Below are 20967 nucleotides of genomic sequence, written 5' to 3'. Positions count from 1 at the left end.
CTAGCGGTGTAGCCGCTGTCGGGGGTGACGGTGAAGGTGGTGGTGGCGCCGTCGGCGACCATGCGCGAGGCCGGATCAATACTGCCGTGCTCGCCGGCGGTGGCGGTGACCGTGTAACTGTCCTGGCTGAAGGTCGCGGTGACGGTACAGTCGGCGGTGATCGGCCCCGTGGTGTAGGTTGTCCCGCTTAAGGTGCCGTCGCAGCCGGTGGCGTTGGCGGTGTAGCCGCTGTCGGGGGTGACGGTAAAGGTGGTGGTCGCGCCGTCGGCGACGGTGCGAGAGGCGGGGCTGATGCCGCCGTGGGCGCCAGCGGTGGCGGTGACGCTGTGGGTGACCGCCGCGAAGCTGGCGCTGACCGTGCAGTCGGCGGTGATGGCGCCGGTGGTGTAGGTGTTGCCGCCCAGGTTGCCGCCGCAGGTGCCGCCCACGCTGGCGGTGTAGCCGCTGTCGGGGGTGACGGTGAAGGTGGTGGTCTCGCCGTCGGCAACGGTGCGCGAGTCCGGGCTGATGCCGCCGTGGGCACCGGCGGTGGCGGTGACGCTGTGGGTGACCGGTGCCAGGCTGAAGCTGGCGCTGACCGTACAGGCAGCGGTGATGGGGCCGGTGGTGTAGGTGTTACCGCTCAGGCTGCCACCGCAACCGCTGACGGTGGCGGTGTAGCCGCTGTCGGGGGTGACGGTGAAGGTGGTGGTCGCGCCGTCGGCGACGGTGCTGGAGGCGGGGCTGATGCCGCCGTGGGCGCCAGCAGTGGCGGTGACGCTGTGGGTGACCGGTGCCAGGCTGAAGTTGGCGCTGACCGTACAGTCGGCGGTGATGACGCCGGTGTTGTAGATGTTGCCGTTCAGGCTGCCACCGCAACCGCTGACGCTGGCGGTGTAGCCGCTGTCGGGGGTCACGGTGAAGGTGGTGGTGTCGCCGTCGGTGACGGTGCGCGAGTCCGGGCTGATGGTGCCGTAAGCGCCGGCCGTGGCGGTGACGCTGTGGGTGAGCACTTGCGGTTGGTACTCGTAGGCGCCCAGGTCCACGAGGTCGTTGTAGATCCTGCTCAGGTGGCCGAGGTCCAGCGCGATGTCGGGGTCGGGATCGGTGATGGGGGTGTTGTTCCCGGCATCGATGGCCGGCGAGCCCTCTTCGATGCGTAAGTCGCCGCCGGCGGTGTCGATGAACAGCGGATCGGTCTCCAGGTTGCCCGCGCCGCAGCTCGCTCCGGTGATCGCCGCGCAGCCGCCTTCGATCAGGGTGTTGCTGATATCCGGCGCGGCGGAGTCGTCGTTGAAGATCTGGGCGCCGCTGCCCTCGGCCGTGTTACCCCAGAGGATGACATTGGTCAGGGTCGGACTCATACCGCTGGCGTTGTATAGAGCACCGCCGTTGCCGCTGGCCTGGTTGCCGCTGAAGCTGACGTTGGTCAAGACTGGGGCGCTGGGGACGTAACTGCTGTCGCCACTGCCGATGGCACCCCCATTGACGGCGCTGTTGCCGCTGAAGGCGACGTTGATCAGGATCGGACTGGTCTCACCCGAATTGGGATCGAGGTAAAGCGCCCCGCCGGCGCCGCTGGCCCGGTTGCCGGAAAAACGGGTATTGGCGATGGTGGGGGCTACCACCTTTTCCCAGGCCCCATTGACGCCGACGCCGCCGCCGACATCGCCCCCGGTGATAACGAAGCCATCCAGTCGCGTTGCGGCGGTCATGATCATCGCATTCGGGGCAAACGATAGTACCCGGTTGCTGTTCTCACCCTGGATGCCGTTGGTGTCTAGAATCACTCCGTTCGCATCGGTGGTGTCGTTGCGGTCGATGTCGCCGGACAGCACGGTGACATGGGCCGCCCAATCCCGCTGGTCAAGTTCGGTCTCGACGCCCGCGAAGCCGCCATAGATGGCGACGCCCTCATACCGCACTTCAAAGCTCATGTACGGGTTGCTCGCATCGGCCGGATAATAGATGCCCTCGGCGACCCAGATCTCGTCGCCGTCGCGGGCGAGGTCCAGTGCGGCATGGAGTCCGGTGAAGGCGTTTTCCCAACTGGTGCCGTCATTGGCGCCGTTGGTGGCGTCCACATCGACGAAATAGCGCACGGAGACATTGGGCACCTGGACCGCCGAGGAGCAGGTTTCATCCCCATCGCGTTTTCCGGCGGTGGCGCTCGGCGTGACGCAATAGAAGAGATAGAGTCCGCGGTCGTCGCCGGTCACCGGGTAGGTGTTGTCGCCTGGCGCTCCGCCGGTATTGCCCCCGGCCCGCCAGGCCACCGTATCCGGATCATAGCTATCCGTGTCGTTTCGATACCAGTTGTAGGTGCTATAGCCCTCCAAGTCGCCGTCGGCGTCGCGATAGCTGTAACTGCCGGTCAGGGTCGCGCCGGCTTCGGGCGTACCCGTGATGGTCAGGTTCTCGGCCAGCGGCGCGGTGTTTCCCGCAGGCGTGCGGAAGTCCTTGTAGCCGACATCCGCGAAGACGCCGCTGGGGGTCTGGGCGGTGAAATAGACTCGATAGTCGGTGTCGTATTCCAGGCCGTCTAAGAAGCTGATATTGGCGGGGCTGGTGCTGACCCATTGCCCCTGGGTCTCCTCCATGGTCGGTCCCCAGGGCGTCTCCTGGAGCACCGCGGTGCGTAGCTGTTCGGCGGTCGGCGCGCTGGCGCCCCCCGGCACCAGGGCGATCCAGGCCGTGCCCGGCAGGGTGCTTTCCAGCGTCATAGTGCCGTAGACGTAAGATCTGTAGGCCTCGTCCGTGGTCTCGACCTCGGAGGCGGTGAGCACGGGCTTGCTGGTGGTGTCGGCGGTGCCGGTGGCGGTGCAACTGTCGGTCTGCACGCCGGACGAATTACCGCTCAGGTCATAGCCGACCAGATAGGCGTCATAATCGCCGGGGGGCAATGTGGTCACGGTCGCGTCGATATCCTGACCGCTCGTGACGTACCTCTTGCCACAGCCCTTGGTCACGACCTGGGGATCGCCGTAGAAGGCGCTACAGTTGCGAATGTCGCTCACCGATGGCTCGGCGGCGCCCTGGTCCACCATCAGCCAGGCGATGGACCCGATCTCATTGAGAGTGCCGTGCAGGACGCAGCCATTTTCCGCATTGTCCGCCCAATATGAAAGACTTGGGGCGCTATCGTCCACGTCAGCGCTCCCGATGGTCAGGCCGTCCTCGATCACCACCGGACCCAGATTGCCCGCAGCATCCTCGAAGACGAAGAAGGCGGTGTAGACATAGGGATTGTATTGATCGCCGAGCGACATGGAGAAGGGGATGCCGTTCTGGACGCCGCCGGTGAGGTCCCTGCTGTATTGACCCGTAACGTAGGGGGCGCTTTCGCCACTCACGGGGGTGTAATCGCGACAATTGGGGTTCAGGGCACAGTCCTTGACCTGTTGCGGCGTGGGGGGCGGGACGGTGTTCTCGTTGGAATAGCGATAACTGTTATCCTGGGCCAGGATCAGATACCCCTTGCCGTTGGTCTTGGGCGTCACCAGCAAGACCGCGCCCCCGTAACCCTCTCCGTCGGAATACTCACCGTCCACCTGATGGCCCTTGCTGCCGCCGATCCAGATCGTTTGAGCGCCGCCGACCTCGTTCAGGTCGAGTTCCAGTGTGCCGGTGAAGCTGGATTCCGCGCTGTCGGCGACCCAGAGCGTGTAGTCGCCGGCGGACAGGTGCAGGCGCAGCTCGGACTTGTCCTCCGTACTGTTCAGGTCATCGTTGGCGGCAATCAGGTTGCCGCTGTTGTCATAGAGCGCGAACAGGGGGTTCATGCCGCTGGGCAGGGGCCGCTGGGCGGTGAGCTGGAATTGGCGTTCGCTGTCCAGGCTCAGGGGGATTTGGGCGATACGCCAATCGGCGCGGGTCGCCGGTGCCAGGGTGGCGATGCCGACGCAGGCGTCGCCGTCGACGATGGCGTTGGACAAGGCTTGGCCGTCGTCGTTAGAGCAGAGGGCCGCCAGGCTCCCGTTGGTGGATGTGCCGTCCAAGGCAACCGAAAGCCGGGTGCCGCCGTAATTGAAGCTTGCTGGGGTGGCGCCGGTGGTTGCGAAATTGTAGGTGGTCGCATCACTGATGCCCGCCCAATCCTGGCCGTCGGTGGAACGGAGGGCGCCCGAATCGACCTCTAGGTGATAGTGCTCCCCGAGCAATCCCGGCTTGGGTGTGATCACGACCTGGTTGCCCGTATAGGTCACCTGGGAGGTGTCATGGGATGCGATCAGAATGATATCCCCGCTGTCGTCGTTGACGAGGCGGATTTGTGGGCCATCACTCCTCCCGATCCAGTCGTCCGCGCTGGTGGCGGCCTGCATCGGGAGATTGAATTGCAGCGTCAGGCTGTCACCGGCATGGGGTGGCGCCAGCGCCTCACCGTCGGCCGGGATCGATGCGGCGGGCAGCAAGGCCAAGCCCTGATACTCGTAGGGGCCGAGGTCGACCGTGGTGTTGAAGATGCGATCTAAGTGTCCGAGATCGAATGTCCCAATGACGGCATCATTGGTCCCCGCATCGATGGCCGGAGAGCCCAGGCTCAGGCGGAGATTGCCATTGGCGGCATCAATGAACTGCGGATTGGCGTCCTGGTTGTGGCCGTCATCGGTGCCGAGGTCCGAATCCCAAGCGGTGCTGCCGCCGGAGTCTTGAATCAGGCTGTACTGGATGTTGGGCGTGGCGCCGCCGGTATTGTAGATCTGGGGGCCGTTGCCCCCGTCTGTGTTGCCCCAGAGGATGCTGTTGGTCAGGCTTGGGTTCACCCCGCCGACATTGTGCATGGCCCCGCCGTTGCTCGATGCCTCATTGCCGCTGAAGCTGACATTGAACAAGGCCGGGACGCTGGCGTCTCCGACCGTGTCGGCGCTGCTGCCGATGCCGCCGCCGTTGGCGGCGCTGTTGGCGAGAAACGCGACGTTGATGAGATTGGGGCTGGCCTGGCCGGCGCCAGCGTTCAGATAGAGCGCCCCGCCGTCGCCCTCGGCTCGGTTGCCGCGGAAGATGGTGTTCGAGATCACGGGGCTGCACTCGCCCCCGGTCGCGTCGGCATCGCACAGCAGACCGCCGCCATGGGGCAGGTCGCAACCGCCGCTGGCGTTGGCGTCCCCGCCGGTAACGACCACACCGCTCAGATCGGCTGAGTCGGCCGGCACCCCGATGACGGGTGTCGCTTGGCCGTCGAAGGTCACCACATGGCAGGCATTGATGCCGACGATGTCGCCGGTGTCGGTGACCACGCCATCGGTGGTCTTATTGGTATCGTCCTGCCCGAGATCGCCGGAGAGCACGGTGACATGGGCCGCCCAATCCCGCTGGTCAAGTGCGGTCTCGTCGCCCGCGAAGCCGCCATATACCGCCACGCCCGATGGGATCTTGAAGGTCGAGGCTGAATCATTGTCGACCTGGGATAGGCCGACATCTGGATAGTAAACGCCGGCCGCGATCCAGATTTGATCACCGCTCACGGCATCGGCCAAGGCATTGGCCAAGGCATCCTGAAGGTTGGTATAGGCGTTGTTCCAGTCGGCGCCGCTCTCTTCGCCGGTTGCATCCTGCTTCACGCGCCAGATGGCTTGCGCGTTGGCGACCAGGCTGCCGCTGGAGCAATCCTCATCGCCGGGAGTGGCCCCGGTGCGGGCCACGGGGGTGACGCAGTAGAACAAGTAGGCGCCCCGATCGGCCAGGCCGACAAGATAGTTGACATCCGTGCCTTGGGTGCTTCCGTTGGCCCGTTCGATGTTATCGCCGATGGTGTCGATATCGTTATCGATCGAGCGCACCCAGCGATAGCTGGAACCATCGGAGTCGATGTTTTCCTGATCGAGTTCGGGATCATCGAAGGTGTAACGGCCGGTGATCGTAAAACCCGCCTCTGCCGTGCCGGTGATGTTAAGGCCGGTTACCGTCGGAACCTGATTTTCCTGGTCACTCTGATTTTCATAGGCGCCCATGTCTACAATAATGGGGTCCGTGCCATTGCCATAGCCACTGTCGGTTATGGCCGGGACATCGTGGAATCGAGGATTGCCGGCCAGATCGGTGGTCACACCAATCAGGCCAATTGCGTTACTGGCGCCAGCATCCACTGCTGGAGAGTTGTACTTGAGAGTCAGGTCGCCATTGATCGCATCCGTGAAGAGCGGGTCGAGCTCGAGATTGCCGACGCCGCAGGACTGGCATCCTTCCTGAATGAGGCTGTAGGTGATGAGGGGGTTAGAGCTGCTGGTGATACTGAGCACGGCTTTGGTACCACCGGCATTGCCCCACACGATGGTATTGATCAGGCTCAAGGAACTGCCGCTGTAATCGATCGCCGCGCCGTCTGCCCCGTCGCCCGATACGGTATTGCCATATAAGGTCGTGTTGGTCAGAACCGGTTGAGCGAAAGTGGTGCAAATGGCGCCGCCGCGAATGGCAGTGTTGCCGCGGAACAGGGCATTGGTAAACTTGGGGGCGGTAGCCGATTCGCTGCCTTCGGTGCCCATGATATCTACGGCGCCGCCTCTGCCTGCTGCGCTGTTGTTCAGGAAAGCGACCTGGGCGAGCGTGGGTTGGACGTTGCCTGGATAACCGCCGGAGCTACCATCGACAAAGAGCGCGCCACCATGAATCGCTCGATTACCGATGAAGGTTAGATTGGCCAGGGTCGGACTGCAAATCTTGCAATACAGGCCGCCGCCGTTGGTGTTCACGTCTAGATTCGCGTCACCAGCGGTAATGGTGAAGCCATCCAGCCGGGTGGAACTGCCGATGGTGGGTGTTCCGCTGCCGTCGAGCCACACCACATGGTAGGCATTGGTTCCGACGATATTCGAGGTGGATTCGGCGATAAAATTGCCATCACCATTGGTATCATTTTCGTCGATGTCGCCGGAGAGGATGGTGACCTTGGTCTTCCAATCGCGCTCGTCCAGGCTGCTTTCCGTACCCGCAAAACCGCCATAGACCGCGACACCGGCGGGGATGGAGAAGCTATCGGTCGCGGCGGAACCGGGTCGGTACACGCCTGCCTTGACCCAGACCTGGTCGCCGCTGCTGGCGCTGGTCAGGGCGGTGACGAGACTGTTGTAGGCGCTACCCCAAGAGCTGCCATCGCCGCCGCTACTGGCCCCGGCATCGACATAGATCACAGCCCCCCAGGCCCAGACGGGCAGCATCAGCAGGGCGAGTGTCAGAAATAGGGCGTGGCCCAGGGTCCGGCGATTGGTGCTCATGGCGGCTGACCTCAACGCTCCCGTTAGCTGATGTTTCGCGATGCCCAAGACAGTGCCTCGGGAGCGGTGCATCGCAAATCGGCGTTCCCGCTATTTCAACAGCCAGGTCGGACGGAGGTAAGCCCGCGAACTATGCGCACTGGGAGCAAGAACTATGAGGATTGGGATGAATGGGATGAACGGGTCGAGCTGAATCGTGATCTTTTTCTCTCTGGACGCAGCTTGAATCGGTCTATGCTTGCCGGAGATCCTGGCGAACCCTTGGGCGCACTCCTGAGTAGATATGATGAATAGCTTTGAGAACGCGCGGACCGACCCGCGAAACGCCCCGAATCCCGCGGCCACCGAGGTTCCCTTCCTGGGGCAGTGGCGGCTCGACGGTGGACCCAGCTCGGCGGATGTGGGAGATGGACCCAGCCCGCTGCCGCCGGAGGTGGGCGAGGAGCGCCTGAGCTTCGAGCCGCTCGGAGAGGGCGCGGGCCTCTTCGAGTATCGCGGTCTCTGGCATCGCGCGGGATCGGTGTGGGGACAGGTCCAGCATCCAGAACCCCTGGTTCAGTTGCGGATCCCGGACGCCGGACGCACCTGGCTCAGGGTGGGGGAGGATCGGGCGATCATCGAAACGCCGCAGCGCTATGGACTCTTTTTCATCTCGGCGGGCGCTGGTCCATGCCATATTCGCAATCAGCCGGGCGAGCCCAATCGACTGATCGCACCCATGATGACGGTGCGGCGTTTGCAAGCCATCCTGGAGGGCCTGCCGCTTCCCAGGGCGTTGCGGGATCTGCTGGAGGGGCGCGCCTGCCCGGTGGTCGCACAGCCCGGAGTCTCGGTCAATATGCGGCGGATTCTGTCCGAGATCCGGTCCTCGCCCTACTCAGGCGAGATGCGCGCCCTGCATCTACAGAGCAAGTTTCTCGATCTGATCGTGGAGATGGTTGCTGACCTGTCCGACGCGCGCGAGCAGACAGGGGGCGCGGGGAGCGTCGAGCAACGCCAGGCGCGGATGGCGCGCGATATCCTCATGGCCGAGCTGACCGATCCGCCCTCGGTTGAGCAGCTTGCGCGGCGGGTCGGTCTCAACCAAAAGCGTCTCAACGCGGTCTTTCGCGATCTCTACGGCGCCGGTGTCTTCCAGTGTCTGACGCGCTGGCGGATGGATGAAGCCCGCGCCCTGTTGACTGAGGGCGAAGTCCCCATCAAGCAGATCGCCCAACGCCTGGGCTATGCGCACACCAATAATTTCACCCTAGCCTTCGCGCGTCATGTCGGTGTCCCGCCCGGCTCCTATCGGCGCCGGTGACTCCCGCCGATGGAGAGCGTCAATCGGGCGCGAACGGACGCCGCCGACGCAAGCGAGCGGTCCTTGCGTCTTCGGTCCTGCTCCCCAAGCCGGACGGGGCATTCTCCCACGCCGCGCGTGATTCTCGAGCTGTTCGCGCGCGGCTGAATGAGGCGATGCTCGATGGTGTTGGCTGAACAGACCTGGTCGAAGCGATGGCGTCCGGTGGGCTCACGCTCGCCGGTGGCGCAGAAGCGGTCGGTGAACTCCTTGCCATTATCGGTCAGGACACGGGTGATGTTGAACGGGGCCTTGGCGATGAGCCGCTCCAGGAAGCCGGCAGCATTCTGGGCGGTTTTCTCAGGCAGAATCTCGACATAAACCCAGCGCGTGGCCCGATCAATGGCGGCAAAGAGGTACTGAGCGCGGTCCTCGTCTGGCATGCATGGCAGATACTTGACATCGACATGCACGAAGCCTGGCTCATCGTCCTTGAAGGTTTTGACCGGGCGCGCCTCTGCGTCAATCGGTTGGGGCTTGAGCGCCTGGAGGTTGGAGACAACATGACGGCGCAGACAGCGATCCAGGCCCGAGCGCGAGACAGTGGTGCTGATAAATTCGTGGGTGACGGCCAACAGGTCATCGAGCGATAACAGGAGCGTTTTACGTAACTCCACGACCACCGCCTCCTGCGCCGGCGTCAGGCGCGTGTGGAGACGATGCGGACGGTGCGAGGCGTCCTCGGTACTGGAGCGCCGGCGCCACTTCGAGACCGTCTGACGGCTCAGCCCATAGCGCTCGGCCAGCTCGCGGATCGGGAGCGTCGAGGACTGGATCTCACGGCGGATGGCCGGCGTGGTGCGCGCGTTTTTGTGCAGACGGATGAACATGTCGGACTAGACCTTCTCGTGTTCAGTGTCGACGCGCGGACGGCTCTCAAACTCATCAACGAGCCGCTGGAGCACCTCGCGGGCGAGGAACAAAGGATAACTCCTTCGCGGCACATGATCACACTGTATGCAAAATCCAGGCCAGCAAGCAAGTCATCAAGAGACCGCCCGCCCAGCCCTGAACCCGGTTGAGGCGATGGTCTCCCTCGCTGAGAATGTAGGCCAGCCACACCACCACCACCTCACCGAGGCCCAGCCCTTGCCAGTTCCCGTGCATCGGACAGTGCTCGTCGAGCAACGAGGCGACCCCCATCTTGGACAATTGCGCCAAGAGTAGTGGGATGTCATCAACCCGTTCGATGCGGGTGACCGTAGGGGCCGTGTCCATGGGTGTCCTGACTCAGGATGCAAGTGCGCATAGCTTGCCTCATTTTTCAGGAACCGAGCGGTAAAATTGAGCGAACGCTGAGATATTGGCTTGACGCAGGCCAATGTACGTTGATCGAACGTATGCATCAATTTCGAGCGATGGTCGCGTGCTCCAGTCTGCCGGGAGCAAGACGACACGATTGGCATCAGTGGCAAAGTCTTTTACCCTGAAAACCATGGAGACGAGAAGGCACCGCCGCTCGCGGTCGCCAAGACCGGGAGATTAAACGCGATGTATATCCTGATGCTCAGTATCCACGGCCTGATCCGTGGCCATGACCTGGAACTCGGACGTGACGCGGATACTGGCGGACAGACCAAGTATGTGGTCGATCTGGCTCGCGCGCTCGGCGAGCGCGCCGACGTCTCGCGCGTCGATCTGGTGACACGACGCGTCGTCGATCCGGCGGTCAGCCCTGACTATGCCGACCCCATCGAAGTGCTCAGTGAGAAGACGCGCATCCTGCGCCTTGACGCCGGCCCCGAGGGCTATCTCCCCAAGGAGCAGCTCTGGGACCATCTCGACGCGTTCGTCGACAACCTGACGGCCTTTCTGCACGACCAGGGTCAGTGGCCCGACCTCATCCACAGCCACTACGCCGACGCCGGCTATGTCGGCGCGCGACTGGCCAATCTCATCGGCGTGCCGCTGGTGCACACCGGTCACTCGCTCGGACGCGACAAGCGCCAGCGGTTGCTGGCTGCCGGTCTCGACAGCGACCAGATCGACGCGCGCTACAACATGCTGCGCCGTATCGATGCCGAGGAAACGACCCTGGCCACGGCCGAGCTGGTCATTACCAGTACCCACAACGAGATCGAGGAACAATACGGACTCTACGACTATTATCTGCCCGAGCGGATGCGCGTCATCCCGCCCGGCACCGATCTCAAGCAGTTCCATCCCCCGGCCGCCGACGACCCGTTGCCGCCCTTCGCCGAGGTGGTCGAGCGTTTTCTCGACGAGCCGGACAAACCGCTGATCCTCGCCCTCTCGCGCGCCGACCATCGCAAGAACATCGTGGCCCTGGTCGAGGCTTACGCCGAGAGTCCCCGTCTGCGCGAACTGGCCAATCTGCTGATCATCGCCGGCAACCGCGACGACATCCGCGATCTCGACGAGGGCGCGCGTACCGTCCTGACCGACATCCTCATCACCATCGACGCCCATGATCTCTATGGTCAGGTTGCGCTCCCCAAGCATCACACCGCCGATGAGGTGGCCGACATCTACCGGCTGGTGGCGCGTTCGGGCGGGGTTTTCATCAATCCGGCGCTCACTGAGCCATTTGGGTTGACCCTGCTCGAAGCCGCCGCCACCGGCCTGCCGCTGGTGGCGACCGAAAACGGCGGTCCGGTCGACATCATCGGCAACTGCCAGAATGGTCTGCTGGTCGATCCGCTCGACCGGACAGCGATCGCCGAGGCCCTGCTGACGATCCTGGAAGATCGCGAAACCTGGCAGACCTATTCCAAAAACGGTCTGGCCGGCGTGCGCCGATTCTATTCCTGGCCGGCCCATGCCGAGACCTATCGCGCGCAGGTCGGACCCTTGACCGAGCGTCACGAGCAAATCCCCGGCACCCCGCCGATGCGCCGCAGTCTGGTCTATCGCGACCGCGCACTCTTCACCGACCTCGATCAGAGCCTGCTCGGCGATCCCGAGGGCGTCGAGCAGTTCGTAGCCATGATGAAGCGCAACAAGCGCTGCGCCAACTTCGGCATCGTCACCGGGCGACGGCTCGACTCGGTGCTGATCGAACTCAAGCGCCACGGCATCCCAGTCCCGGACGTGCTCATCACCAGTCTCGGCACCGAGATTCACTACAGCGGCCAACTGGTGCTCGACGACTACTGGGTCGACCATGTCGATCATCTCTGGAGTCCGCGCGCGGTGCGCCGGGCGCTGGCCGAGATCCCTGGGTTGGTGCCGCAGCGCAAGATCGAACAAAGCCGGTTCAAGATCTCCTATCACTATGATCCGACGATCGCGCCCTCGGTCGAGGAAATCTCGACGTTGCTACGCACGCGCGAGCTGAGCGTCAATGTCATCCATGCCTTCGGCCAGTTCCTCGATATCGTGCCGATCCGCGCCAGCAAGGGCCAGGCGGTGCGCTATGTCACGCATCGCTTCGGCATTCCGCTGGAGAATGTGCTGGTGGTCGGCGGCTCGGGGGCCGATGAGGACATGATGCGCGGTAACACGCTGGCGGTGGTGGTCGCCAACCGCCATCACGAGGAGCTGTCACAGCTCGCGGATCTCGACCGCATCTATTTCGCCGAGCAGGCGCATGCCAAGGGCATCCTGGAAGCGATCGAGCATTACGACTTCTTCCGCTCCTGCCGTGTGCCGGAGTCTGAATCCACGCCTGCCGCCGCACCGGAACCGGAGCCAAGCGTATGAGCCGTCGACCGCTGTTGCTGTGCACGGATCTCGACCGCACCCTGATCCCGAACGGGCGCGAGCCTGAGTCGCCTGAGTCGCGCCCCTGGCTGCGGCGGCTGGTCGCGGAACCGGATGTGACCCTGGTCTATGTCACGGGGCGACATCGGGCACTGGTCGAGGAGGCGATTGCCGAATACGACCTGCCGGTTCCGGACTATATGATCGGTGATGTCGGGACCAGTCTCCATGCCATCGTCGACGGTGCCTGGGAGCGGGTATCGGACTGGGAGACCGAAATCGGCGTCGATTGGGCCGGACCGGCAGACATCGCCGGCTGGCTGGCGGATGTCGAGGGTCTGCGCCCGCAGGAAGCCGAGAAGCAAGGCGCGTTCAAACTGAGTTATTACACCCCGGCCGATCTCGATCCGGAGTCACTGCGCACGCGGATTCGCGAGTGCTTGGAGGCGCATGAGACGCGCGCCAATCTGATCTGGAGCATCGACGAGGCCGCCGGCGTCGGGCTGCTCGATATCCTGCCGGCCAATGCCTCCAAACGCCACGCAATCGAGTTCCTGATCTGCCGCATCGGGTGCGATCTGGATATGGCGCTCTTTGCCGGCGACAGCGGCAACGACTTGGAGGTTCTGGTGAGTCCGGTGCGTGCGATCCTGGTCGCCAACGCCCATCCAGATGTACGCGAGACGGCGATCGAGCAGTCGCGCGTGCTGGGTCTGGCCGAGCGGCTCTATTGCGCTCAGGGCGGCTGGCGTGGACTGAACGGAAACTATGGCGCCGGCATCCTGGAAGGCATCGCGCACTTCAGGCCCGATCTGGCGGATCGGATCGGCTGACTCGACGCTCAAGACCGACATCAGGCGCTAAACGCGCCCAACCGAAAAGGCCCCGACCATGACCCATCCCAATGTACAGATTTTTGGTGAGGTTCTATTCGACCACTTCCCCGACGGGCGTCAGGTGCTCGGCGGCGCGCCCTTCAATGTCGCCTGGCATCTGGCGGCCTTCGGTGCCGCGCCACGCTTCATCAGCGCCGTGGGCGCAGATACTGAGGGCGAGCGGATTCGCGCCGGCATGGAAGACTGGGGCTTGATTACGTCCTGCCTCCAGACCGACCCGACGCATCCGACGGGGGCGGTCCAGGTCAGTCTGATCGATGGCGAGCCGAGCTACGACATCGTGCCTGAGTGCGCCTATGACTTCGTGCGCGCACCCGAGGACATCACGCCGGGTGGTCTGCTCTATCACGGTACCCTGGCGCTGCGCGAACCGGTTTCAGCGGCCACGCTCGATGAACTCAAGAGCGCGGGGCCGGATCTGATCTTTCTCGATGTGAATCTGCGCGAACCCTGGTGGTCGCTCGACCAGACCCGCGAGCTGGTGACTGAGGCCGATTGGGTCAAGCTCAATCGCGATGAGCTGGCGCGGTTGTCCGATGCCGCGCCTGAGCACGAGGGCTGGCTGGCGTCGGACCCGGATTCGCAGTCGGCCTTGACCGAGCTGGCGCAACGGTTTCTGGAGCGTCACGATCTCACCGGACTCATCGTCACGCTCGGCGCTGAGGGGGCGCTTGGATTGACCCAGGACGCCGATCCAGTGCTCGTTGCGCCGCCGCACGCGCTGGACGTGGTCGATACGGTTGGTGCGGGGGATGCGTTCGCGTCGGTCACGCTGCTTGGTTTGATCCACGGCTGGCCGCTGGCGACCGTCCTCGAACGGGCTCAGGCTTTTGCGGCGCGGATCGTCGGGCAGCGGGGCGCGACCGGCACGGATCGCGCGATTTATGAAGTCCCGTGGTTTTCAGATCATCAGCCGTCGTAGTGGAAGCGGCAGGCGACGATGACCAGCTCAGTGTCGGTTGCGCGATAGACCAGTCGATGGGTATCGTCGATACGACGTGACCAATAGCCGGAGAGGTTGCCGCGCAGTGGTTCGGGCTTGCCGATTCCGGCAAAGGGTTCGCGCGCGGCATTGAGGATGAGTGCGTTGAGGCGCTTGAGCGTTTTACGATCCTGCTGTTGCCAGTACAGATAGGCGTCCCAGGCATCCGGGACGAACTGGATCGCGCGCACGTTCAAGCTCCGTCGGCGTCGAGCAGGGTGCGTGGCTGGGCCTGCCCTTCCCGGTCCTGTCGGATTGCACGCTCCAGGGCGGCGGCGTTGGCAGGCGTCGACAGCAGGTGCAGGGTCTCCATCAGGCTGTTGTAGTAGTCGAGCGACATGACGACCGCATCGCCCTGGGCATCGCGGCGGCTGATGATGGTTACGTCCGCATCCTGGAGCACGTCGTCGAGTACGGATTTCAGGGCATTGCGGGCATGGGAGTAGGTGACGACTTTCATGGCGAGAAACCTGTACATGCAGTTGGGCAAGTTTAGCATGATGGGCGGGCGACTGAGTCGATATACTGTCACCGCGAACTTCAATGTGCGGGAGGCGGCCTTCGATGAGGTCACGCGGCTCGTGCTCTCGAATCATCAGGACTGGAACGACCGACGATGCCCCAACTGACCTGGCTCGGCGATGCCGAGGCCAAGCGCGCCGCGCGGCGCGTGCCCTATCGATTGCTGGAAACGCAGTCCGTCCACGGCGACCCGGACGCCGACAACTGGCTCATTCAGGGCGACAATCTGGAGGCGCTCAAGTCGCTGTTGCCGTTTTGCGCGGGGCGGGTCAAGTGCATCTTCATTGATCCGCCGTACAACACCAAGAGCGCCTTCGAGCATTACGACGACAATCTGGAGCACAGTCAGTGGTTGTCGATGATCTATCCGCGCCTGGAGCTGTTGCGCGATCTGCTCGCCGAGGACGGGTCGATCTGGGTCACGATCGACGACAACGAGGGGCATTATTTGAAGGTCGTCATGGATGAGGTGTTTGGGCGTCGTAATTTCGTTGCCAATATAATTTGGGAGAAGCGAACCTCAAGAGAAAATCGAAGAGTTTTTTCTTTCAAGCATGACCATCTTTTTGTTTACGCAAAAAGCAAATCAAGGTTTGAGGAAACACGTAATCCGCTTAGCTTGAATGCGGACGTATTGGCGAGATATAAAAACCCTGATAATGATCCTCGTGGTTCTTGGCAGTCTATTTCCGCAAATGCTCAGGCAGGACATGCAACGCCAAGCCAGTTTTACAGCCTCAAACTACCATCTGGAAGAGTGATTGATCCACCCAAAGGGCGTTGCTGGCTTTACACTGAGGAGAGAATGAAGCAAGAGGCAGAAAAAGGAAATATCTGGTTTGGGATTGATGGCAATAATGCTCCAAGAATCAAGAAATTTCTTGGCGACAGCGAAGGAAAAGGGCTAACGCCGGAAACCATTTGGTCTTCCGCAGAAGTCGGAACTAACGATGAAGCCAAAAAAGGTCTGCTTCAGCTATTAGATGATCTACCTGTTTTTGATAATCCTAAGCCAGAAAGATTATTAGAAAGAATAATCCACATCGCCACCAACCCCGGCGATCTCGTCCTCGATTCCTTCCTCGGCTCGGCCACGACAGCCGCCGTCGCGCACAAGATGGGCCGACGCTGGATCGGCATCGAGATGGGCGAACACGCCCGCACCCACTGCCTGCCGCGTCTGCTCAAGGTCGTCGACGGCGAACCGGGCGGAATCTCCAAAGCCGTCGACTGGAACGGCGGCGGCGGCTTCCGCTTCCTGACCCTCGGCCCGCCCGTCTTCGAGCCGGATGGACGCATCAACCCGGCCGTGCGCTTCTCGACCCTGGCCGGCTACCTCTGGTTCCTGGAAACCGGCGCACCCTGGACAACCCACGACGCCACGCCCAGCCCCCTGCTCGGCCTCCACGACGACACCGCCGTCGTGCTGCTCTACAACGGCATTCTCGGCGACAGCCGGACCGACGGCGGCAACGTCCTGACCTCCGCCCTCTGGCGCGACCTCGAACCGCTCGCCGCCGGACGCGCCCGACGCTGGATCATCTACGGTGAAGCCGCCCTCATGCCCGAAACGCGCCGTCGTGAATTGAACATCCAGTTCAAGCAGATTCCCTACGACATCCAAATGCGCTGAAGGCCGGAACCATGCCCCTGATCCTCAAGGACTACCAGAAACGCGCCCTGGGCACGCCCGACACCGAGGGCGCGCTCTCGGTGTTCCTGGAGCTGGCGCGCGGCGCCCGAGACGCCGCCGCCCTGAGCACCGCCTTCAACACCGCCCGCCGCCGCATCCTCGGCGAGCATCTGCGCGACGCCCCCTATCGCCCGCTCTCCACCGACGCCCCCGACATCCCCCAAATCTGCCTGCGCATCCCGACCGGCGGCGGCAAAACCCTGATGGCCACGCACGCCATCGAACGCGCCGCTCGACTCTATACCGGCGTCGACCATCCCGTCGTGCTCTGGCTGGTGCCGACCAACACCATCCGCGCCCAGACCCGCGACGCCCTGCGCACCCCCGGCCACCCCTACCGCGAGGCTCTGCTGTCCTACTGGCCCGCCGACCGGCTGACCGTCATCGACATCGACGAAGGCGAACACCTGCGCGCCCAGGACTTCGGCGCGCGCACCATTCTCATCATCGCCACCATGCAGACCCTGCGCGTCGACAAGACCGCCGGCCGCGAGGTCTACGCCTACAAAGAAGCCTTCGAGCCGCATTTCAAAACCCTGCCCGACGCCGAATTCCTCGAACGGGTCAGCGACGCCGATCTCGCCGAACGCCCCTATCTGCGCGACCTGATCGGCGACTCGGGCGCACGCCCGATCAAACGCTCGCTGGCCAACCTGCTGGCCTGGCATCGCCCCATCGTCATCGTCGACGAGGCCCACAACCACACCACCCCGCTCTCGTTCGAGGTATTCCGGCGCATCCGCCCGGCCTGCATCATCGAATGGACCGCCACCCCGGCCCCGGATCAGAACCTGCTCTATCACGTCTCGGCCCAGGAACTCAAAGCCGAAGACATGATCAAGCTGCCGATCCTGCTCGTGCCGCATCCGAACTGGCGCGAGGCGGTGCGCGATGCCCTGCTGACGCGCGAACGACTGGCCGAACGGGCGCGACTCGAACCGGATTACGTCCGCCCGCTGGTGCTGTTCCAGGCCGAACCCAAAAACGGCACGGTCACGGTCGAGGTCTTGCGCGCCCATCTGATCGAGGCCCACGGGATCGCCGAGCGACGCCTCGCCGTGGCTACCGGCACTCAGCGCGAACTCGACGGCGTCGATCTGTTCGCGCCGGACTGTCCGATCGATTTCATCATCACCGTCGAAGCCCTGCGCGAGGGCTGGGACTGCTCCTTCGCCTATGTCTTCTGCACCGTGCAGAACATCCGCTCCAGCCGCGACATGGAACAGTTGCTCGGGCGCGTGCTGCGTCTGCCCTATGCGCGCGAACGCCGCGCGCCCGAGTTGAACCGCGCCTATGCCCATGTCTGCGGCTCGGGGAGCGTGCAGGTCGCGAGCGAGCTGGTCGATCGGCTGGTGTCGATGGGTTTCGAGGAATTCGAGGCTACGAGCGCCGTCCAGCCGGGAACGGACGATCTCTTCGGCGACCGGGACGACAACGGCGGCAATGCAGTGGCCGAACCGCCCGAGGTGCAAAGCGCGTTTGAGATCCCATCCGCCGTCGCCGAACAGTTGCGCAAAAGCTTCGGCGAGCTGATGCCCGAGGGCGTAACGCTCGATCCGCCCGCGCCGGACACCGAGGCTCCACCCGTGGTCAGGGTGACGGGACTGCTCGCACCCGCGACCGTCGACGCCGTGGTCGACGCCGTCCCCAAGCGTCATCGGCCCGAGCTGTCGCGTCAGTTGGAGCGCCACCAGACCCGCGCCCAGATCGCCCTGGCGCCGGCCCAGCGGCGGCTCGACTTCGGCCCGCTGCCGCGACTGGCCCTGCCCGTGCAGGGTGAATTGCAGCTCCTGGAACCGGCCCTGCTCGCCGAACTGGCGCCGCTGTCATTGGCCGCCGCTCCGGCGGATCTGCCCGGCTTCACGCGCGAGGAGGATGAAAAGCCCTTCCTGATCGATCTGGACCAGGGCCAGTTGCGGATCGCCGTCGAGCACCCGAACTATCGGCTCGATCTCGACAGCGGAACGGACGCCATGCCGCGCGCCGAGCTGATCCGACTGCTCGACCGCGCCATCCGGCGCAACAGCCTGCTGCAAGCCGATACCATCGCCTGGATCGGGCGCGTGCTCGACGAACTGAGCGCGCGCGGGATCGATCTCAACTACTGCGCGCGTCACACCAATCGACTCGCCGAGGCCCTGGCGCAGCGGCTCAAGACGCTCGTCGACTCACAGCGTCGTCACGCCTTCCAGCACAGCCTGCTCGACGGATCGGCGGGGCTGTGCCTGTCGGAGCATCACGCCTTCCGCTTCGACCCCGAGCGCTATCCGGCGCACTGGTGGTTCGAGGGACGCTACCACTTCGAGAAACATTTCTATCCGCGCCCCGGCGAGCTGGATTCCGACCTGAACACCGAGGAAACCGCCTGCGCCATCGCGATCGACCGGCTGGACGCCGTGCGCTTCTGGGTGCGCAACCTGGAGCGCCAGCCGCTGACGTCCTTCTGGCTGCCGACCGCGACCGACCGCTTCTATCCGGACTTCGTGCTGCGTCTGGAGGATGAACGCCTGCTGGCGGTCGAGTACAAGGGCGGCGATCGTTTCAGCAACGACGATTCCAGGGAGAAGCGCGACATCGGCGCTGTCTGGGCGGCGGCCAGCGGCGGGCGCTGTCTGTTCGCCATGGTCACGGATACCCGGATCGCCGGTTGCCCGGTCGAGCAGCAGTTACAGCGTGCCATCGCCAAGGATGGCGGAGGCCACATGCCATGAATGGTCAACCTGCTCCCCCCATCCGACTGAAATCCATCTACGTCGACAACTTCAAGTCGCTGGTGGGCTTCCGGCTATCGCTGGCCGCGTTCACCTGCCTGATCGGTCTGAACGGCTCGGGCAAATCGACCGTGCTGCAAGCGATCGATTTCATCTCCAGACTGTTCAAGGGCAATGTCTCGCAGTGGCTTGAGCAACGTCAGTGGAAACCGGGAGATCTGAACTCGAAACTGAGCGGCAAGAGTAATCTCAAGCTGGGCATCAAGCTGTCGGGCGCCGATGGAATCTTCATCTGGGATTGTAGCTTCAACCGTTCCCTGTTGCGCTGCACACAGGAGACAGTGATGCTCAACGGCAAAACCCTACTCTCGGTCGCTGATGGACATTACTGGTTCGGCGATGTCGTTCACGCTGGACCAACAGCCGCACGCACCAAGATCGCCTTCGAATATGAAGGCTCGATCCTGTCTCAACTCAAGGATGAGGTGCTGCCCAAGCCACTGTTGCCGCTGAAACGCTTCCTCCAGCAAACCGCCTCACTCGACCTGCTCGCGCCCCAACTCCTGCGCAAGCGTGCCGTCCAAAGCCAGGGCGAACTGGGGATGGGCGGAGAACGCCTCTCGGCCTTCCTCTCCGAGCTGTCGGATGAGCAGCGATCGACCCTGGGAACTCAACTGAAGACCGCCTATCCCCATTTGGAGCAATTCGTGACCCGCTCGCTACGCGCCGGCTGGAAAGAATTGGGGATTCGCGAACAGTTCGGCGACAAGGTGCTTTACACCGAGGCCCGTCATATCAACGACGGAATGCTGCGCCTGATGGCGATCCTGGCCGAGATCCTGACCGATCATCAGTTTCTGCTGTTCGATGAGATCGAAAACGGCATCAACCCGGAACTGGTCGAATTCCTGCTCGATGTGCTGGTCAACGCGCACCAGCAGATCCTGGTGACGACACATAGCCCGATGATCCTGAACTATCTGGACGACTCGGTGGCGCGCGCTGGGGTGCAATACCTCTACAAGACGCCGGAGGGCTTCACGCGGGCAGTGCCCTTCTTCTCGATCCCCTCGCTGGCCGCTAAGCTCGAAGTCATGGGGCCGGGTGAAGCCTTCGTGGATACGCACCTGTCGCGCCTGCCCGAAGAAATCGACGCCATGCGCGCCACCAACGCGGAGAGGCCGGATGCTGATCCTCGTCAGCGGTGAGGGACCAACCGACATGGGGCGATGCACGGGCACTGAACCCGTCACGGGCGACGCCTTCGAGGCTGGCCCCATAGCCTGGCTGGTGGATCAGATCGCGGAGGCCGCCGAAGGCTATCCCTTTCTCGAGTCCGCGCTGATGTTCTGCATCTCGAAGGCGCGGCTGTCCGAGCGCTCGAAGGCACTGAGACCGCCGTCACTGCCCGGACGACGTCGTGACAAGGAAACGGCCTATTACTTCCGCAATGCACGCGCACTGGCACAGATGGCGGTCGAACTGGCCAAACACTCAGGACAGCCCGTGATTGCGGTACTGTTCCGGGATGCGGATGGAACCCAATCGGCTGGGCGTGGCGTCTGGCGCAACAAGTGGGACTCCATGTGCCATGGCTTCGCTTACGAAGGCTGTGCGACCGGCGTCCCCATGATTCCCAATCCCAAGTCCGAAGCCTGGTTGCTCTGTGCCCTCAAGCCGGTCCAGCCGTATCAGCACTGCGACCACATCGAACAGGCATCGGGAAACGACGCCGGCCTCGAACCGCTCAAGGCGCAATTGGAAGCGGCGCTGGGTGAGCCGCCAACGGCCGCGCGACTCGCTGCGCTGGTGCGCGACGGTCGGGTGGATGCAGCCAGAATCGAGATGCCGAGCTTCGTCGAGTTCCGCCATCGGCTCCAGACGGTGCTCGCGGCACCTGGGAAATCAGGGGATGCGAAGTCGGCGCATGGCTGTCTCGATCAATGACCCTTTTCAGGCCCTCAA

Annotated in this window: 12 protein-coding genes and 2 pseudogenes; 9 read left to right on the top strand and 5 right to left on the bottom strand. The window is 63.5% G+C overall.

What is annotated here, in order from left to right:
- The coding region (locus GJ668_RS12600; RefSeq protein WP_222930786.1) for an InlB B-repeat-containing protein at positions 1-7193 on the bottom strand (7193 nt) is incomplete at its 3' end.
- Positions 7194-7476: 283 nt separating this feature from the next.
- On the opposite strand from GJ668_RS12600, the gene GJ668_RS12595 reads away from it, so the two are divergent.
- Positions 7477-8496, top strand: coding sequence for a helix-turn-helix transcriptional regulator (locus GJ668_RS12595; RefSeq protein ID WP_186343083.1), 1020 nt, complete (start codon positions 7477-7479; stop codon positions 8494-8496).
- A 137-nt stretch (positions 8497-8633) separates the two neighbouring features.
- On the opposite strand, the pseudogene GJ668_RS12590 reads toward GJ668_RS12595, so the two are convergent.
- Positions 8634-9365: pseudogene (locus GJ668_RS12590) on the bottom strand (DDE-type integrase/transposase/recombinase); the annotation flags it as partial.
- 151 nt (positions 9366-9516) lie between these two features.
- Positions 9517-9753 (bottom strand): annotated as a pseudogene (locus GJ668_RS12585) (IS1634 family transposase); the annotation flags it as partial.
- A gap of 273 nt (positions 9754-10026) precedes the next feature.
- Here GJ668_RS12585 and GJ668_RS12580 point away from each other — a divergent pair.
- The 3 genes from GJ668_RS12580 to GJ668_RS12570 are packed head-to-tail and all read left to right on the top strand — an operon-like array spanning position 10027 to position 14016.
- Positions 10027-12198, top strand: coding sequence for an HAD-IIB family hydrolase (locus tag GJ668_RS12580; protein WP_155450500.1), 2172 nt, complete (start codon positions 10027-10029; stop codon positions 12196-12198).
- Positions 12195-13031: an HAD-IIB family hydrolase gene (locus tag GJ668_RS12575; protein ID WP_155450499.1), complete on the top strand. Its 837-nt coding sequence runs from the start codon at positions 12195-12197 to the stop codon at positions 13029-13031. Before GJ668_RS12580 ends, GJ668_RS12575 begins: the two co-directional genes overlap by 4 nt.
- 58 nt (positions 13032-13089) lie before the next feature.
- Entirely contained in the window at positions 13090-14016 is a 927-nt protein-coding gene (locus GJ668_RS12570) for a PfkB family carbohydrate kinase (protein ID WP_155450498.1), read from the top strand.
- Here GJ668_RS12570 and GJ668_RS12565 read toward each other — a convergent pair.
- Both GJ668_RS12565 and GJ668_RS12560 read right to left on the bottom strand, forming a co-directional pair.
- A complete protein-coding gene (locus GJ668_RS12565; protein ID WP_155450497.1) occupies positions 14004-14273 on the bottom strand; it encodes a Txe/YoeB family addiction module toxin in 270 nt (89 codons plus the stop codon). The two genes, GJ668_RS12570 and GJ668_RS12565, sit on opposite strands and share 13 nt — an antisense overlap.
- Positions 14270-14536, bottom strand: a complete 267-nt coding sequence (locus tag GJ668_RS12560) for a type II toxin-antitoxin system Phd/YefM family antitoxin (RefSeq protein ID WP_155450496.1) — start codon at positions 14534-14536, stop codon at positions 14270-14272. Before GJ668_RS12560 ends, GJ668_RS12565 begins: the two co-directional genes overlap by 4 nt.
- On the opposite strand from GJ668_RS12560, the gene GJ668_RS12555 reads away from it, so the two are divergent.
- The 5 genes from GJ668_RS12555 to GJ668_RS12535 are packed head-to-tail and all read left to right on the top strand — an operon-like array spanning position 14535 to position 20949.
- Positions 14535-14705, top strand: coding sequence for a hypothetical protein (locus tag GJ668_RS12555; RefSeq protein WP_155450495.1), 171 nt, complete (start codon positions 14535-14537; stop codon positions 14703-14705). The two genes, GJ668_RS12560 and GJ668_RS12555, sit on opposite strands and share 2 nt — an antisense overlap.
- Positions 14693-16231: a site-specific DNA-methyltransferase gene (locus tag GJ668_RS12550; protein WP_155450494.1), complete on the top strand. Its 1539-nt coding sequence runs from the start codon at positions 14693-14695 to the stop codon at positions 16229-16231. Before GJ668_RS12555 ends, GJ668_RS12550 begins: the two co-directional genes overlap by 13 nt.
- Before the next feature lie 11 nt (positions 16232-16242).
- A complete protein-coding gene (locus tag GJ668_RS12545; protein WP_155450493.1) occupies positions 16243-19002 on the top strand; it encodes a DEAD/DEAH box helicase family protein in 2760 nt (919 codons plus the stop codon).
- A complete protein-coding gene (locus GJ668_RS12540) occupies positions 18999-20210 on the top strand; it encodes an AAA family ATPase (RefSeq protein ID WP_155450492.1) in 1212 nt (403 codons plus the stop codon). The genes GJ668_RS12545 and GJ668_RS12540 overlap by 4 nt, the downstream gene beginning before the upstream one ends.
- Positions 20188-20949, top strand: coding sequence for a hypothetical protein (locus GJ668_RS12535; RefSeq protein WP_155450491.1), 762 nt, complete (start codon positions 20188-20190; stop codon positions 20947-20949). Before GJ668_RS12540 ends, GJ668_RS12535 begins: the two co-directional genes overlap by 23 nt.
- Positions 20950-20967 lie beyond the last annotated feature (18 nt).

Origin of the sequence: Allochromatium palmeri, assembly GCF_009720725.1 — a bacterium.
In the GTDB taxonomy this organism is placed as follows: Bacteria; Pseudomonadota; Gammaproteobacteria; order Chromatiales; family Chromatiaceae; genus Thermochromatium; species Thermochromatium palmeri.
Note: the sequence above shows the minus strand (reverse complement) of the source record. Positions and strands in the feature narration are given on the sequence as shown.

Bases quoted from the DNA above. Each gene is read 5' to 3' on its own strand.
- GJ668_RS12595 (WP_186343083.1), top strand. From the start codon at position 7,477: ATGATGAATAGCTTTGAGAACGCGCGGACCGACCCGCGAAACGCCCCG.
- GJ668_RS12580 (WP_155450500.1), top strand. From the start codon at position 10,027: ATGTATATCCTGATGCTCAGTATCCACGGCCTGATCCGTGGCCATGAC.
- GJ668_RS12575 (WP_155450499.1), top strand. From the start codon at position 12,195: ATGAGCCGTCGACCGCTGTTGCTGTGCACGGATCTCGACCGCACCCTG.
- GJ668_RS12570 (WP_155450498.1), top strand. From the start codon at position 13,090: ATGACCCATCCCAATGTACAGATTTTTGGTGAGGTTCTATTCGACCAC.
- GJ668_RS12555 (WP_155450495.1), top strand. From the start codon at position 14,535: ATGGCGAGAAACCTGTACATGCAGTTGGGCAAGTTTAGCATGATGGGC.
- GJ668_RS12560 (WP_155450496.1), bottom strand. From the start codon at position 14,536: ATGAAAGTCGTCACCTACTCCCATGCCCGCAATGCCCTGAAATCCGTA.
- GJ668_RS12550 (WP_155450494.1), top strand. From the start codon at position 14,693: ATGCCCCAACTGACCTGGCTCGGCGATGCCGAGGCCAAGCGCGCCGCG.
- GJ668_RS12545 (WP_155450493.1), top strand. From the start codon at position 16,243: ATGCCCCTGATCCTCAAGGACTACCAGAAACGCGCCCTGGGCACGCCC.
- GJ668_RS12540 (WP_155450492.1), top strand. From the start codon at position 18,999: ATGAATGGTCAACCTGCTCCCCCCATCCGACTGAAATCCATCTACGTC.
- GJ668_RS12535 (WP_155450491.1), top strand. From the start codon at position 20,188: ATGCTGATCCTCGTCAGCGGTGAGGGACCAACCGACATGGGGCGATGC.